A 14,757-nucleotide genomic window follows, 5' to 3' on the forward strand; every position below is an offset into this window, starting at 1 on the left:
CTCGTGCTTCACCAGCGAATACTGGGGCGGTCGAGGAGGTGGCCATGACCGAGAGCTGCGATCTGTGCATCGTCGGCGCCGGTATCGCGGGTCTCAACGCCCTGTTCGCGGCGAGCCGGCATCTCGGACCCGATCAGCGCATCATCCTCGTCGACCGCAGATCCCGCGTCGGCGGTATGTGGGTCGACACGTATCCCTATGTGCGCCTGCATCAACCGCATGGGATGTTCACCGCGGGCGACATCGCGTGGACGCTGGGCCGGGAACGGTCCTACCTCGCGACGAAGGACGAGGTGCTCGACCACCTGCAGTACTGCCTCGACGAGATCCGTACCCGGGTGAAGGTCGACGAGTACTTCGGGTGGGAGATGACGGGCGACCAGGAAGTCGGCGGCCGGGTGTCGGTGAAATGCCGGTCGGCAGCGGGGGAGGCGCTCGAGATCGATGCAGGCAAGCTCGTGAAGGCCTACGGGTTCCGCATCACCCCCAACGATCCACTGCCCACCTCGAGCGAGCGTGTGCGCTCGGTGTCACCGGATCACTGCGATGTGCGCGCCGGTGACATCGGGAACAGCGACAGCCCCGTGTGGGTGATCGGCGGTGGGAAGACCGCGATGGACACCGCGCACGCCCTGATCACGCATCGCCCCGGGCGCGAGGTGAACCTCGTCGCGGGCGGCGGCACGTTCTTCAATTGCCGCGACAAGTTCTTCCCCGGCGGCGCCCGTCGCTGGTTCGGAGGCACTCCGGTCACCAGCTTCGCGACGGAGACGTCCCGCCGGTTCGACGGGACGAACGAGGACGACGTGTGGCGGTGGCACCGCGACCGGTGGGGCACCTGGCTCACCCCCGACACCAACAACTTCGTCCTGGGCGTGCTGTCCGACGACGAATGCCACACCATCACAAGGGGTTTGCACTCTGTGCACATGGACTACTTCGCCGACGTGGTCGACCGTGACGGCGGCGCGGAGATGGTGCTGCGCAGCGGTGCCCGGCTGCCGGTCACGCCCGGGAGCTGGATCGTGAACTGTACGGGGTACGTCACTCATCGGGAGGATCCCTACGAACCGTACATGTCGGCGGGCGGTTCGGTGGTGTCGATCCAGGTCCGTTCGGCGACACTGCATCTGAGCTCGTACATGGGCTACTTCATGACACACATGCTGCTGTCGGGACGGCTGCCGGAGACCCCGCTCTACGAACTCGACGTCCAGGCGCTGCAGCCCAAGTCGCGGACGGTGTTCCCCTACGCGTTGCTGACCCTTGCGCAGTACAACATCGGGCTCATGGCCGACGCGCTGCCGACGAAGGTGTTCGCCGAGTGCGGCCTCGACTTCGACCGCTGGTATCCGCTGCCGCGCCGGATGATGAACACGGCCCGGTTCATGGTGACCCATCGGCGAGAGCGCGAGCACCAGCGCCAGGCGTTGGACGCCGTACGGGAGCGGTTCGACATCCGATGCGGCCCGTTGGATCACGCTGTAGTCACGTAGCGCTGGTCGAACACGGTTTCGATCAAATACCGCCACGGCGGACACATGTGTAATTCGGCGGGCTCGTGCTGCGGTGACCGGCGATCCCGACAAGACTGTGCCGATGTCCCGCGACACCATGAGCCGCACCGTCGGCGCCGAGCTCGAGATCGAGGTCACCGCGCCCACCACCCTGGAGTTCCAGATCGCGTTGGCCGCGCAGCCCGGCGCCGAGATCACCGAGACGCTGTCCTTCGCCCACGACGGTACTCCGGTCGAGGCGACGGAGTTGATCGGTGAGCACGGCACCCGCATCCACAAGTTCGACGCCGCCACCGGAATGGTGACCGCGTCCTACTCCGCGACCATCACCGGCTTCGCCGAGCCGCCCGAGGTCCGCGAGATCGACCTGTCGACCTACCTGCGGCCCAGTCGATACGCCGAAGCGGACAAGTTCTTCGGTTTCGCCGCAACGGAATTCGGTGACATCGACGACCCGGCGGCGTTGCTGGAGCGGGTGTCATCGTGGGTGGGGTCGCGGCTGGACTACGTCCCCGGCTCGAGCGACCCGATCGACGGCGCCGCCGACACGCTGCTGGCCGGCGCGGGGGTGTGCCGCGACTACGCCCACCTCGTGATCGCGCTGCTGCGGGCGGTCAACGTCCCGGCCCGGCTGGTGTCGGTCTACGCGCCCGGCTGCAGCCCGATGGACTTCCACGCCGTGGCAGAGGCGTTCGTCGACGGGCGGTGGCGGGTGGTCGATGCGACGTGTCTGGCGCCGCGTCAGTCGCTGGTGCGCATCGCGACCGGTCGCGACGCCGCTGACACGGCGTTCCTGGACAACCACGACGGCGCGATCACGCTGAAGAACATGACCGTCACCGCGATCGTCGACGGCGATCTGCCGCGGGATTCGGTCAGCGAGCTGGTCACGCTGCGCTGACACGTTCGCCCGGTGCTTGCGATGAGCAAGACATCGGAGGCTTCTCGGTCCCGCGGGCTCGTTCCGCGTCGGCGCCGCTGCGGCGGTGTTACTGTCCGGCCATCGGGTGCGAGCAGAGGAGCCGAGAATGTCGGCAACCGATCAAGATTGGGCACATCCCGCCGCGATGGCGATTCCTCGCGAGGGGTATCTCGAGCTCGAGCGCGGACGCTACGGTCCGGTCTTCCCCCGCACACCGGCCTGCTACGGATTCTCGATCATCGCGAAGGTCAAGGAGGGCCGCGAGGAGGCCGTCCGCGCCTACGGTAAGCAGATCGAGGAGGCCGTCGCGGGCAGTCCAGACGTCCTGGCTCCGTTGCGCCTGCACTATCTGCGCTGGGTGCTCTTCGACGTCGGGTCCGGGTTGCACTTCCAGTACCAGGGGATTTTCGACACCGACTTCGACAAGTACACCGAGGACGCCGTCCAGCTGTTCAGCCAGACCGGGATCACCACGGTGTTCACCAATCTCGAGGGTTTCCCGGAGGACTGGAAGGAGAACCCGGAGGCCTTCGTGAAGTTCGTTCGCGAACACCACTATCCGAGCTTCCTCGAGTACGGCGAGTACCCGTTCGTCACCGCGGACGAGATCAAGAAGGCGCTCCGGCTCAAGGCGGCCTTCTCCACCATGCTCGACCAGATGCAATGAACACCACCGTCGCAGACGAACCGGTCGACGTCGCCCGCCGGTACGTCGCAGCGTTCAACGGCGGGGACGTCGACGCGATGGCCGCCTGCTTCACCGATTCGGGCAGCATCCTCGACGGGATGGCACCCCACCTGTGGCAGGGTGCCACGGCACCGCGCGACTGGTACTCCGACGTCATGGCCGAGAGCGAACATCTCGGCGCAACAGGATATTTCGTTGAACTGGCCGCGCCCGCCCACAATGCTGTCACCGGGGACGACGCCTACGTCGTGCTCCCGGCGACCATGTCGTTCGACCTGCGCGGCCGCCGCATGGTGCAGACCGGCGCCTCGCTGACCTTCGCGTTGCACCGCCGTGGTCCGTCATGGCTCATCGCGGGCTGGGCATGGACCAAGGGCGCGCCGGCCGAACCCGCAGTGACGTGAAGGACGCCACGTGCTCGAACTCGACGACATCCAGCACATCCTGCTGACCCGAACGCCCGCGCTGACCGGACGTTATGAGTTCCTGACCTTCGACGAGCCCTCCGCGGGCCGGGCGTGGTTGTCCGAGCTGATCGACACGACGCAGTCCGCCGCGCAGGCGCGCGAGACCATGGATCGTTCGAAGCGTTGGGTCACGCTGGCGTTCACCTGGACCGGCCTGCGCGCGCTCGGCGTGTCCGACGAATCGCTGGCCACGTTCCCCGACGCCTTCCGCGAGGGGATGGCCGCGCGCGCCGACATCCTCGGCGACACCGGCGAGAGCGCACCGGAACACTGGACCGATGGCCTGGCGACCCCGGACCTGCACGCCATCGCGATTCTGTTCGCCCGCGACGACGCCGAGTACCGGCGCTGCGTCGGCGAACACGACAAGCTGCTCGCACGCACGCCGGGGGTGCGGTCCATCTCGCACCTCGACCTCAACGCCACCCCACCGTTCAACTACGCGCACGACCACTTCGGCTTTCGTGACCGGCTGTCGCAACCGGTGATGAAGGGATCCGGAGAGGAGCCGACGCCGGGCTCCGGTGCGCCGCTGGAGCCAGGGGAGTTCATCCTCGGCTACCCCGACGAGAACGGACCCGTCAGGGATCTTCCCCAGCCGGATGCATTGTCCCGCAACGGAAGTTATCTGGCCTACCGGCGGCTGCGCGAACACGTGGCCGTGTTCCGCGACTACCTGCGCGAACATGCGGACACTCCGGAGGGGCAGGAACTGCTCGCCGCGAAGTTCATGGGCCGCTGGCGCAGCGGCGCACCTTTGGTGCTCGCACCCAAAGCGGACGATCCGGACCTGGGAGCGGACCCACAGCGCAACAACGATTTCGACTATCAGAAGATGGATCCGTTCGGCTACGCCTGTCCGCTCGGGGCGCACGCGCGCAGGCTCAATCCGCGCGACACCGCGCATTACATGAACCGGCGGCGGATGATCCGGCGGGGCGCCACCTATGGGCCCGCGCTGCCGGAGGGGGCGCCCGACGACGGCGTCGATCGGGGCATCGCGGCGTTCATCATCTGCGCCGACCTGGTCCGGCAGTTCGAGTTCGCTCAGAACGTATGGATTAACGACAAGACGTTCCACGAGCTCGGGAACGAACACGACCCGATCTGCGGAACGCAAGACGGCACACTGGAGTTCACCGTTCCGAAGCGGCCCATCCGCACGGTGCACAAGGGTCTGCCCGCCTTCACCACGCTGACCGGGGGCGGCTACTTCTTCCTACCCGGCATCGGCGGGTTGCGCCACCTCGCAAACCTGAGCGCCTGAGAGACGACCATGAGACCACCGGCACGCACTTACAACCAGAATCACGCCGCCCGGGCGCACGACGGGAAGCGGCGAATCAGCATCTACTGGACGTGGAGCTATCCCTGGGAGGCGCAACGCGATCCGGCGGCCATGGAGAACCGGTTCTCGACCATGACCGAGGTGCGCAACGTGTTGTGGCCGGCCTACGAGACCCCCGAATACGACGCCGCGATGTTCCTGCAGGGCATCGCGGGCACCCTCGAACTCTTCCACCGATCCGCGCTGGCCTTCCAACAGGTCGCCGAAGCCGCCACCGGCCATCCCGTCGCGGTGTTCCAACGGGTCGACCAGGCCGGCTACTTCCTGCCCATCGACGAGCGCATCCTCGCCGACGCCGACACCCTCATGGTGTTCGGACTCGACCACTTGCTGTCCGACCAGCACGCCGGTGCGGACGAGATTGCCGCGTTGACCCGCTGGCTGGAGCGCGAGGGCACCTGCCTGCTCCTCGCCCCGCACCATGACGTCGGGTTCACCGAGGACTACGGCCAACGGCAGATGGAGTACGAACACCACGGTGACCGGCTCGTGCCGCGTCAGCAGCGCTTCGGCCAGTACACCCGGTCACTGATGGCGGCGCTCGGGGTGCCGGTGCGCAACGTCTGGGGCCTGCGCCCGGCTGTAGTGCCGGGCACCCGGGACATCGCGCCACTCAACGGTTCTCGTGACCTCGACACCACCGGACTGCTGACTGACGTCGCAACCTTGAACTTCCACCCGCACCTGCCGCACTACGAACTGACCGCGCCGGAGAGCGACGAGCTGCGGGTGCTGGGCCGTCAGCGCGTCGACCCCGACCGTCCGCACCCGTTCACCGCGGCTGGGAACACCGAGTTCAACGCGCTGATCTGGATGCCGCCGACCGGAGCGCGGGCGGGTCACATCGTGTTGATCGACTCCACCCACTTCACCACGCTGTTCGGCGGCACCGACAGTCTGCGACACCTTTGGCACAACCTCGCCACTATGACCTAGCTGACGTGCAGCCAGTGCACCAACCGGTCGTAGATGTCGGGATGGTTGAGCAGGTCGAAGTGGTGCAGCCCGGTCATCACCAGACCGTTGTCTGGTTCGAACGGGATCCGGCGGTGGCGGCCCCGCCCGGATGCGCTCGCCGGCCGCACCAGGTGATCGCCGAACACCATGCCGACCGGCCGGGGCGCCGCCGACGTCGCCACGAAGTGGTACGACGCATCGGGCAGGAACGGCACCTCGGCGCACCGGTCGCGCAGGAATTCGTCGGGATCGGCCGCGCCCCAATCGTCGTCGAGTAACGCGCCGAACCTCAGATCCTTGATCCCGTCGCTACGGAGGTTGAGAAACTGTGCAAGTGAACGGGTTTCGCGCAACTTCGCCAACGCCCACGACGCGGCGTTGACGCTCTTCTCCAGATCGGCGCCCAGGTGCGGCGAGCCGAGACAGACGACCTGCCGGACCCGTCGGGTCCAGTCGTCGCCGTTCTCGGCGCCGTAGTGGCAGGCGCTGCGCACCACCAGCCCACCCATCGAATGCCCGACGAGCGCGATGTCGGACACCGGCACCGGCCACGCCTCGGTCAGCGCGACGAGCAGTTCGTCGAGCGCGTGCCCGTTGGTCGAGATGTGCAGCCCGGTGTTGTACCGGACGTCGACGGGGGTGAAGCCGAGATCGTCGCGCAGCCGCTCGCCGTAGGGCCGCGGGTCGGGGGTGGCGATCCGCGGCGGGCGGCGCCATGACGACTCGGTCTGGCACAGCCCGTGCACGAACACCACGATGCGGTTCGTCGCCTCGGGGAACGCCCGGGCCAGCGGCGCGGGCGCGAGATCGACCGCGTGGCCGTTGAGGCGCACCGCCATGGTGGTGGCCAACGCGTTGCCGCGGTCGGCGAGTTCATCGCCGTAGATGCCGTTGAGCGCAGCGATCGCCTCCGCGGCGCGGGGGAGCCGGTCGACGGGCATGTCGTCGTCGAACCGGTTGGCCGCCAATGCGCCGATCGCCTCGGGGATGCGCTGTCCCGCTGCGCCGACAGCGGTGTAGACGGTCTCGGCGATGGCGTCGTGGATCACCTGGACCGGCCGTGCTGCCGGGCCGACCGACGCGAACACCCGGCTAGCGATGCCCTTGTGCATCCCGCGGACGACGCCGTGCAGAACCGTGACACCCTCACCGGCGACCTCGCCGAGAGCCCTGACCTCAGTGGCGCGCATACCCCTGTGTACCCGGATACGGCCGCCGGTCACGTCCCGGAGCGATCGGGGTCAGCGCCAGCCCGGTCACGTAGGCGCTGAGGTGGCCGACCTCGGTGAACGTCGGCCGCGCGATCACGTTGGCGGTCAGCGCCGCGGCACCCGCCGCGCGCAGGACTCCGCGGTAGCGGCGGGGCAGGTACGCCGACAGCGTCCCCGCAACGCCGAGCAGGAAGTAGCTGACCCCCACGTCGCGGGCATCGGCCAGCTTCGGCGGGGCCTGTTCGGCTCGGATCGACCTGCGCAGATACCCCTGACCGAGATAGGTGCCGGTGACGTGCGCGGCGGTGCCGACCAGCAGCCACCGCGTGGTGCCGAGCCGCCGTTCGGCCGGGGCGAGCACGGTGACGAACGCAGGCACGTACGGCCACCACCTGCTGCCGTCGAGCCAGAACAGGCTTGCCGCCAGCACCCGCGTCGGTTCCTCCGACAGATGGTTGAGGTTGGTGGACTGGCTGCGCAGCAGCTGTGCGCGCTCCCGCCCCGCTTCACGCTGAATCCAGGTGGTGGCGGCCAGGACGGCCAGCCAGACGAACGTCGCCGGAGCGCCGGCCAGGCAGCGTCGAACCAGGTGCAGCGCGCGTGTCACCTCGTGAATCTACCGGTCAGCCGGCTTGCAGCGTGACCTGCGGGCTCTGACCATAGGAGCCGTAGTACTGCTCCTCGAAGGCCGCCAGGTCGACGAAACCCCAGCGCGCCGCGATCGCGAACACCGTCGTCGATTCGGGGGCCTGGTCGAGCAGTTCGCGGTGGGCGCGGTCCAGTCGGATGCGCCGCAGGTGCTCGAGCGGGGCCACCCCGAGGTGCCGACGGAACAGATAGGTCACACCGTCGGGGGTGAGCTCGACCGCCGCGGCGATGTCGGCGACGCCGATGTCGCCGTCGGCGTTCTCCTCCATGTAGCCGATCGCGCGGCGCAGGAAGTTGGGCACCAGCCGGCCGGGGTGTTCGGTGCCGGGAGTGCGGGTCATCGGGAAGATCTCGAGCACCCGCGTCGCCAGCATGCGGGCGGCCTTGCCGAGCACGATCGGGTTCGCCGTCACCGGGTCGGCGAGCAGCCGCTCGACGGACGTGAGGGTGTTGACCCACAATTCGGCGGCCGCGGTGCTGACGGGGTTGCCGGACATGAACCGCAGCGACGACGGTGCGACACCGGCCGACTGCGCCAGCACCCGCACCGGGATGGTCACCGTGTGGGATAACGCGTGGTCACAGTGGCAGCGGTAATGCGCGCCGGGGAAGTTGGACATGAACACGTCACCGCGCCGGTAGGACACCCCGTGGGCATCGCTGTTGGCGGTGACCGTGCCGGCCTGCAGCTCGGCGATGACCACGGCGCCGTAGTCCTCGACGTCGAACTGCAGCTGGGCGGGCAGCCGCACGTCATGGCATTCGAACGCCGACGTCTGACGCCGGTCCACGCTCAACGCGCGGGCCTTTGTGCGGGATTCCCTCATCCGCAGGCTGGCGCCGTATTCGGTTCGCAGCAGGTCGAAGGCCTCGCCGAGATCAGGAGTGGCCCACGACTCCCGGCGGACAGGGGGTGCCGCTGGTGCGTTCACCGGGCCCCCCTTCTCACGCGCCTTTCGACGGCGACCGACCACGGCGGGTCGGCCGCGCACAGGGACCACCATAACCTCACTAATGACGCGGACGCGAATATTTGCCGAACCTTGTTGAAACTGAAACTAACCGGTTTTGAGCCGGATCTTCCAGCGAACGAAGCTCAGATACCCGGCGCACAGCGCGCCGAGCATCGCCATGTCGAACCACCAGGCCGAGCCGGTGTGCTCCCAGTGCGAGTCCTTGGGGGTCAGCGGACCCGGGACCAGCTTGATCAGATCGATCGTCGACGCCGAGGCGGCGAAGCCCCACCGCGCCGGGGTGAACCAGGACAGCTGGTCGAGCACGAGCCGATCGGTGACCGGGATCATGCCGCCGGAGAACACCAACTGGCTCATCACCGCCACCACCAGCAGCGGCATGATCTGCTCGTTGGACTTCGCCAGCGCCGACAGCGCCAAACCGACCATCGCGGCGGTCACCGTCGTCGCACCCATGACCACGAACAACTCCGCCGTCGGGCTGAGGAACGTCAACGCGCCCTGGGTGGGGGCACCCTTACCGGCGATCGTGATCGCGGTGACGATCGAGGACTGCAGAATCGCGAACACCGCGTAGATGCAGACCTTCGCGAACAGGTACGCCGTCGTCGACAGACCAACGGCCTGCTCGCGCCGGAAGATCGCCCGTTCGCCGATCAGGTCGCGCACCGTCAGCGCGGTGCCCATGAAGATCGCACCGACGTTGAGCAGCACCAGGATCTGACCGGGTTCGTTGGGTGCGTCGCCCATCGGGTCCGGGATCCCGAAGCCGACGGTGCCGGGCACCGACAGCGACAGCACGCCCATGATGAACGGCAGCAGCGCCAGGAACACGAAGTAGCCGCGGTCGGAGATGATCAGCCGCATCTGGCGCCGCGCGATGGTCGAGAACTGCCGGCGCAGACTCGTCTTCGACGGTGCGCCGAGATCGCTTGGTTCGTCGTCGGAAGCTTGCTGATCCGTGGGCGGGGGCCCGTTGAGTGCGAGGAACCGCTGATTGGCGGCCTCGGGGTCGCTGGCCACCGAGCTGAAGATGTCGGCCCAGTTCGTGGTGCCCATCGCCCGGCCGATCTCGCTGGGCGGCCCGCAGAACGCGGTCTTGCCGCCGGGGGCCAGCAGCAGCACCTGATCGCACACGTCGAGATAGGTCAGCGAGTGCGTCACCACCAGCACGACGCGGCCGGCGTCGGCGAGCTGGCGCAGCATCGTCATGACCTGCCGGTCCAGCGCCGGGTCCAGACCCGAGGTGGGCTCGTCGAGGATCAGCAGCGACGGGCCGGTCAGCAGCTCCAGCGCGACCGATGCGCGTTTGCGCTGGCCACCGGACAGTTTGTCGACGCGGGTCTCGAGGTGTTTGGTCATCTCGAGTTCCTCGAGGACCTGCATGACGACCTGCTCGCGGTCGGCCTTCGTGGTGTCCGGGGGCAGCCGCAGTTCGGCGGCGTACATCAGCGCCTGTTTGACGGTCAGCTGTCCGTGCACCACGTCGTCCTGCGGGACCATCCCGATCCGGGAGCGCAGCGAGGCGTACTCGGAGTGGATGTTGTGGCCCTCGAACGCCACCGAGCCCGCGGTCGGATGGGTGTAGCCGGCGACCAGCCGCGCGAACGTCGACTTGCCCGCACCGGACGGCCCGATCACCGCGGTCAGCGTTCCGGGGCGCGCGGTCAACGAGATGTTGTCGAGCAGGGTCTTGTTGTTCTCGATCGTCCATGTGATGGCGCGGACGTCGAGGCCGCCGGTGGCCGTCGCTGCTGCGGTCTCGGTGCGCCGCACCAGCGTGCCGCCCGAGAACACCAGGTCGACGTTGCCGATCGTGACGGTGTCGCCCTCACGCAGCAGTGCCGATTCGACTCGGGCGCCGTTGACGAACGTGCCGTTGATGCTGCGGGCGTCGACGATCTCGGTGCCGCCGGCCGCGGGGACCAGTGAGGCGTGGTGGCGGGAGGCCAGCACGTCGGGGATGACGATGTCGTTGTCGCTCGCGCGACCGATCTTGATCGCTCCGGCCGGCGCCTCCGGGGCCCGGCCAGGGCGCAGGATGCGCAGCATGCTCGTCGCGAGGTTCCCCGCGTCGGCGGACCGCGGCGCCGCCGTCGGCCCCATCCGGGTCACCGGCTCGAGCGCGGCCTGCTCCGACAGCGGCGGCACGGACATGGCGTGGCCTGCGGTGTGTGGCCGCGCCGGCGGGGGAGGTGGCGGCGCGTGGTGCGCCTGCGGCCCGGACGGATACACCGGCGGCTGCGCCCCGGTGGGGTAACGCGGCTGCGGCCGGGACGCCGGCGGCGCGCTCGGGGTCCAGCCGCCGGTCGCCGCGCGTGCGACGGGGACCGCGGTGGTCTGCGGCGGCCGCCCCGCCGAACCCTGATGGCGGCCGACCTCGAAGATCAGCTGCGGGCCGTCGGGGTTGCCGATGTTGAGGGTCTGCCCGTCGCGGATGTCCACCGCGGGGACGCGGCGGCCGTTGGCGAACATGCCGTTGAGGCTGCCGTTGTCGATCGCCACCCAGCGGCCTTGGTCGAAGCGCAGCACCAGGTGCGCGCGTGAGATCAGGGGGTGGGCGATACGGACGTCGGCCCGCAGATCGCGCCCGATGACAACGTCGTTGCCGGGGGCGAAACTGCGGGTGGATCCTTCGTACCGAACGGTCAGCGCAGGTGGGGACGGTCGGCTCATCGGGACCAACTCTATAGGTAGGCCAGGAGATTCCGGCTGATCATCACCTCGCGTCGGCGAGGCTCGGCACCGCGGCGTCGGGGTAGCGGTCATCGGGATCCCACACGTCCCACGTCTGCACACCCCAGAACACCGCGAACTCGGCGATCAGCGCCGCCTCGACGACGAAGACGCCGAACCGCACGTCGGCGAGCAGGAAGACGACCGCGAGCACCACCGTCGCCAGCATCACCGCGGCGATCGCGGCGTAGAACCGGGCCAGGCGGGTGCGATCGGCGGCGCGCGCGTAGCAGGCGTGATAGACCGCCACCAACACGATGCCGAGGAAGAAGGCGACTGCGGCGATGACGTGTGCGCGGTCCAGGAACCAGTCCCAGAACGACAGCAGCGCCCCGGCCACGACGAGCGCGAACAGCGCCTTGGGCAGCCACGGTTCGATGCGCAGCAGCACCCCGGCGATGCGTTTCCACAGCGAGGCGCAGTGGTCGGGTTCGGCGGTGGGCGGGTGCTGCCGCGGACGCCACTTCTGCAGGGCCACATAGAGTGCGCAGCCCGCGAGCGCGGCGACGAACAGGGCGGTGATGTTGTTGGCGACCGCGCCGTACGGGTCGGCCTCGGTCGGCAACCAGGGCTGGCACAGGCCGTCGGCGTCGGTGGGGATCAACGCGACGACGAACGCGAGGAAGCCCGAGAAGTTCAGCAGCGCGTCCTCACCGAGCCGGCTGCCCTGATAGGCGATCAGGCAGATCCCGGCGGCGCACAGCGCGGCGACGAACACCGCGTGGCTGCGGGTGTAGAAGAACGCGCTGATCGAACTCTGCAGACAGGTCTGCTGCCAGGTCAGGCCGACGGATACGGCCAGGAAGACGACCAGCGCGACCAGCCCGACTCGCACGTAGCGGTAGGTGACCATCGCGTCGTTGGTCGCCTCCACGGCCTCACCCCAGTACGGGCAGCGAATCCGGGGCGCCGGTCACCACGCAGTAGGTGTGGCTGTAGATCGTGGCCATGCACTTGTTGCAGTGGGTACACGCCGAGCGGACCGACCCGCGCACATCCTCGGCCTGAATGCGTTGCAGCAGATCGGGTTCGGCGAGCAGGGCGCGACCCATCGCGACGAACTCGAACCCCTCGGCCATCGCGAGGTCCATGGTCTCGCGGTTGGTGATGCCCCCGAGCAGGATCAGCGGCATCGTCAGTTCGGCGCGGAACAGCCGGGCCTTGTCGAGCAGGAACGCCTCGCGGTAGGGGTATTCGCGGAAGAACTTCTTACCGGTCATGCGGATGCCCCAGCTCAGCGGCGGTTTGAACGCGCCCGCGAACTCCTTGACCGGGGCGTCGCCGTGGAACAGGTAGAGCGGGTTGACCAGGGAGCTGCCGGCGGTGAGCTCCAGGGCGTCCAGCCCGCCGTCCTCCTCGAGCCACTTGGCGGTCTGCAGCGACTCCTCGAGCGGGATGCCCGCGCGGATGCCGTCGGTCATGTTGAGTTTCGCGGTCACCGCGATCTGGTTCCCGACCGCCTCGCGGACGGCCTGCACCACGCCGCGCGCGACCTTGGCGCGGTTCTCCAGCGACCCACCGAACTCGTCCTTGCGCTTGTTGATCAGTGGCGACAGAAACGAACTGGCGAGGTAGTTGTGGCCGAGGTGGATCTCGACGGCGTCGAAACCGGACTCGATCGCCAGGCGGGCGGCGTTGGCGTGCGCCGCGGTCACGTCGGCGATGTCCTCGCGGGTGGCCTTCTTGGCGAACCGCATCGACAGCGGGTTGAAGAACCGCACCGGCGCCAGCGCCTTCGCCTTGTTCGTGCGGGCGTTGGCGACCGGGCCGGCATGGCCGATCTGCGCGCTGATCGCCGCGCCCTCGGAGTGCACGGCCTCGGTCAGGCGGCGCAGTCCGGGCACCGCCTCCGGACGCATCCAGATCTGCCAGCCGTCGGTGCGGCCGCCGGGCGCCACCGCGCAGTAGGCGACCGTGGTCATGCCCACGCCGCCGGCCGCGGGCAGCCGGTGATAGTGGATCAGATCATCGGTGACCAGCGCGTTCGGCGTCGCCGCCTCGAACGTCGCGGCCTTGATGATGCGGTTGCGCAGCGTCACCGGGCCCAGCTTGGCCGGGGTGAACACATCGGGCGGGGTGTTCATACCCGAAGCCTGCCACACCGACGTGACAAACTGACTGACGTGGGTGCGATAACGCTGGACGGTAAAGCCACGCGCGACGAGATCTTCGTCGACCTCAAGGAACGGGTGGCCGCGCTGACCGCGCAGGGCCGCACCCCGGGGCTGGGGACGGTGCTCGTCGGTGACGATCCGGGTTCGCACGCCTATGTCCGCGGGAAGCACTCCGACTGCGCGAAGGTCGGGATCAACTCGATCCGCCGCGACCTGCCCGCCGACATCAGCCAGGCCGAACTCGATGCGACGATCGACGAGCTCAACGCCAACCCGGAGTGCACCGGCTACATCGTGCAGCTCCCGCTGCCTCGGGGTCAGTTGGACGAGAACGCCGCCCTCGAACGCATCGACCCGGGTAAGGACGCCGACGGCCTGCATCCGACGAACCTGGGCCGGCTCGTGCTCAACGAACCCGCGCCGCTGCCGTGCACCCCGCGCGGGATCGTGCATCTGCTGCGGCGCTACGAGGTGGAGATAGCCGGGGCGCACGTGGTGGTGATCGGTCGCGGCGTGACGGTCGGCCGTCCGCTCGGACTGCTGCTGACCCGCCGGTCGGAGAACGCCACGGTCACGTTGTGCCACACCGCGACCCGACACCTGCCGCAGTTCACCCTCGAGGCCGACATCATCGTCGCCGCGGCGGGGGTGCCGCACATGGTGACCGCGGAGATGGTGAAGCCGGGTGCGGCGGTGATCGACGTCGGGGTCAGCCGCGACGACAACGGCAAGCTCGTCGGCGACGTCGCCCCCGATGTGTGGGATGTCGCGGGCCACGTGTCGCCCAACCCCGGCGGCGTCGGCCCGCTGACGCGCGCGTTCCTGCTGACGAACGTCGTCGAGCGCGCCGAGGTCCTCGCGCGCGGGTGACCGTCAAGGAGTTCGCCCGCAAGGTCTTCGCGGGACAGTGGCCGATCCTCGTGGTCGGCCTGATAGTCGTCGCCGCGTTCGGTCTGGTGATCGCCGGCTACTGGCGGCGTGGTGCGCTGGTCCTCGCCGTGGGTGTGGGTGTTGCTGCGGCGCTGCGCATCTCGCTGCCCGACGAGCGGGCCGGGTTGCTGGTGGTGCGCAGCAGGATGGTCGACGTCGTCACGACCGCCACGGTCAGCGCGACGATGCTCTACGTCGCGTGGACGATCGACCCGCTCGGCACCAGCTAGCCCCTTCTTCCCTTC

Annotated in this window: 14 protein-coding genes; 8 read left to right on the forward strand and 6 right to left on the reverse strand. The window is 68.7% G+C overall.

The window, feature by feature from the left end; translation table 11 throughout:
- The first annotated feature begins 44 nt into the window (after window positions 1-44).
- The 6 genes from AU194_RS15700 to AU194_RS15725 all read left to right on the forward strand — a co-directional run bounded on the left by AU194_RS15700 (window position 45) and on the right by AU194_RS15725 (window position 5,878).
- Entirely contained in the window at window positions 45-1,496 is a 1,452-nt protein-coding gene (locus tag AU194_RS15700; RefSeq protein ID WP_059090164.1) for an FAD-dependent oxidoreductase, read from the forward strand.
- A gap of 103 nt (window positions 1,497-1,599) precedes the next feature.
- A complete protein-coding gene (locus AU194_RS15705) occupies window positions 1,600-2,418 on the forward strand; it encodes a transglutaminase family protein (protein WP_082698673.1) in 819 nt (272 codons plus the stop codon).
- A 127-nt stretch (window positions 2,419-2,545) separates the two neighbouring features.
- The gene (locus tag AU194_RS15710) at window positions 2,546-3,106 is read left to right on the forward strand and encodes a hypothetical protein (protein WP_059090165.1); all 561 of its coding nucleotides are present in this window, start codon (window positions 2,546-2,548) and stop codon (window positions 3,104-3,106) included.
- The gene (locus AU194_RS15715; protein WP_059090166.1) at window positions 3,103-3,531 is read left to right on the forward strand and encodes a nuclear transport factor 2 family protein; all 429 of its coding nucleotides are present in this window, start codon (window positions 3,103-3,105) and stop codon (window positions 3,529-3,531) included. The genes AU194_RS15710 and AU194_RS15715 overlap by 4 nt, the downstream gene beginning before the upstream one ends.
- A gap of 10 nt (window positions 3,532-3,541) precedes the next feature.
- Window positions 3,542-4,861: a hypothetical protein gene (locus AU194_RS15720; RefSeq protein WP_059090167.1), complete on the forward strand. Its 1,320-nt coding sequence runs from the start codon at window positions 3,542-3,544 to the stop codon at window positions 4,859-4,861.
- Between the two features lie 9 nt (window positions 4,862-4,870).
- Window positions 4,871-5,878 (forward strand): hypothetical protein, encoded by a 1,008-nt coding sequence (locus AU194_RS15725; protein WP_059090168.1) that lies wholly within the window; start codon window positions 4,871-4,873, stop codon window positions 5,876-5,878.
- Here AU194_RS15725 and AU194_RS15730 read toward each other — a convergent pair.
- The 6 genes from AU194_RS15730 to AU194_RS15755 all read right to left on the reverse strand — a co-directional run bounded on the left by AU194_RS15730 (window position 5,875) and on the right by AU194_RS15755 (window position 13,552).
- The gene (locus AU194_RS15730; RefSeq protein ID WP_059090169.1) at window positions 5,875-7,089 is read right to left on the reverse strand and encodes a triacylglycerol lipase; all 1,215 of its coding nucleotides are present in this window, start codon (window positions 7,087-7,089) and stop codon (window positions 5,875-5,877) included. The genes AU194_RS15725 and AU194_RS15730 overlap by 4 nt on opposite strands.
- The gene (locus AU194_RS15735) at window positions 7,076-7,717 is read right to left on the reverse strand and encodes a rhomboid-like protein (RefSeq protein WP_059090170.1); all 642 of its coding nucleotides are present in this window, start codon (window positions 7,715-7,717) and stop codon (window positions 7,076-7,078) included. Before AU194_RS15735 ends, AU194_RS15730 begins: the two co-directional genes overlap by 14 nt.
- A 16-nt stretch (window positions 7,718-7,733) precedes the next feature.
- Window positions 7,734-8,690 (reverse strand): helix-turn-helix domain-containing protein, encoded by a 957-nt coding sequence (locus AU194_RS15740; protein WP_059090171.1) that lies wholly within the window; start codon window positions 8,688-8,690, stop codon window positions 7,734-7,736.
- A 126-nt stretch (window positions 8,691-8,816) separates the two neighbouring features.
- On the reverse strand, window positions 8,817-11,408 hold the full coding sequence (locus AU194_RS15745; protein WP_059090172.1) for an FHA domain-containing protein: 2,592 nt from the start codon (window positions 11,406-11,408) through the stop codon (window positions 8,817-8,819).
- Window positions 11,409-11,451: 43 nt separating this feature from the next.
- A complete protein-coding gene (locus tag AU194_RS15750) occupies window positions 11,452-12,342 on the reverse strand; it encodes a hypothetical protein (protein ID WP_059090173.1) in 891 nt (296 codons plus the stop codon).
- A 4-nt stretch (window positions 12,343-12,346) separates the two neighbouring features.
- Complete coding sequence (locus tag AU194_RS15755; protein WP_059090174.1) at window positions 12,347-13,552, reverse strand: NADH:flavin oxidoreductase; 1,206 nt, start codon at window positions 13,550-13,552, stop codon at window positions 12,347-12,349.
- A 39-nt stretch (window positions 13,553-13,591) separates the two neighbouring features.
- Between AU194_RS15755 and AU194_RS15760 the strand changes: the two genes are divergently transcribed.
- Window positions 13,592-14,452: a bifunctional methylenetetrahydrofolate dehydrogenase/methenyltetrahydrofolate cyclohydrolase gene (locus AU194_RS15760; RefSeq protein ID WP_197417633.1), complete on the forward strand. Its 861-nt coding sequence runs from the start codon at window positions 13,592-13,594 to the stop codon at window positions 14,450-14,452.
- Window positions 14,449-14,742: a DUF3017 domain-containing protein gene (locus tag AU194_RS15765; protein ID WP_059090175.1), complete on the forward strand. Its 294-nt coding sequence runs from the start codon at window positions 14,449-14,451 to the stop codon at window positions 14,740-14,742. Before AU194_RS15760 ends, AU194_RS15765 begins: the two co-directional genes overlap by 4 nt.
- The last annotated feature ends 15 nt before the right edge of the window (window positions 14,743-14,757 follow it).

The organism is Mycobacterium sp. GA-2829, assembly GCF_001499965.1.
GTDB lineage: Bacteria > Actinomycetota > Actinomycetes > Mycobacteriales > Mycobacteriaceae > Mycobacterium.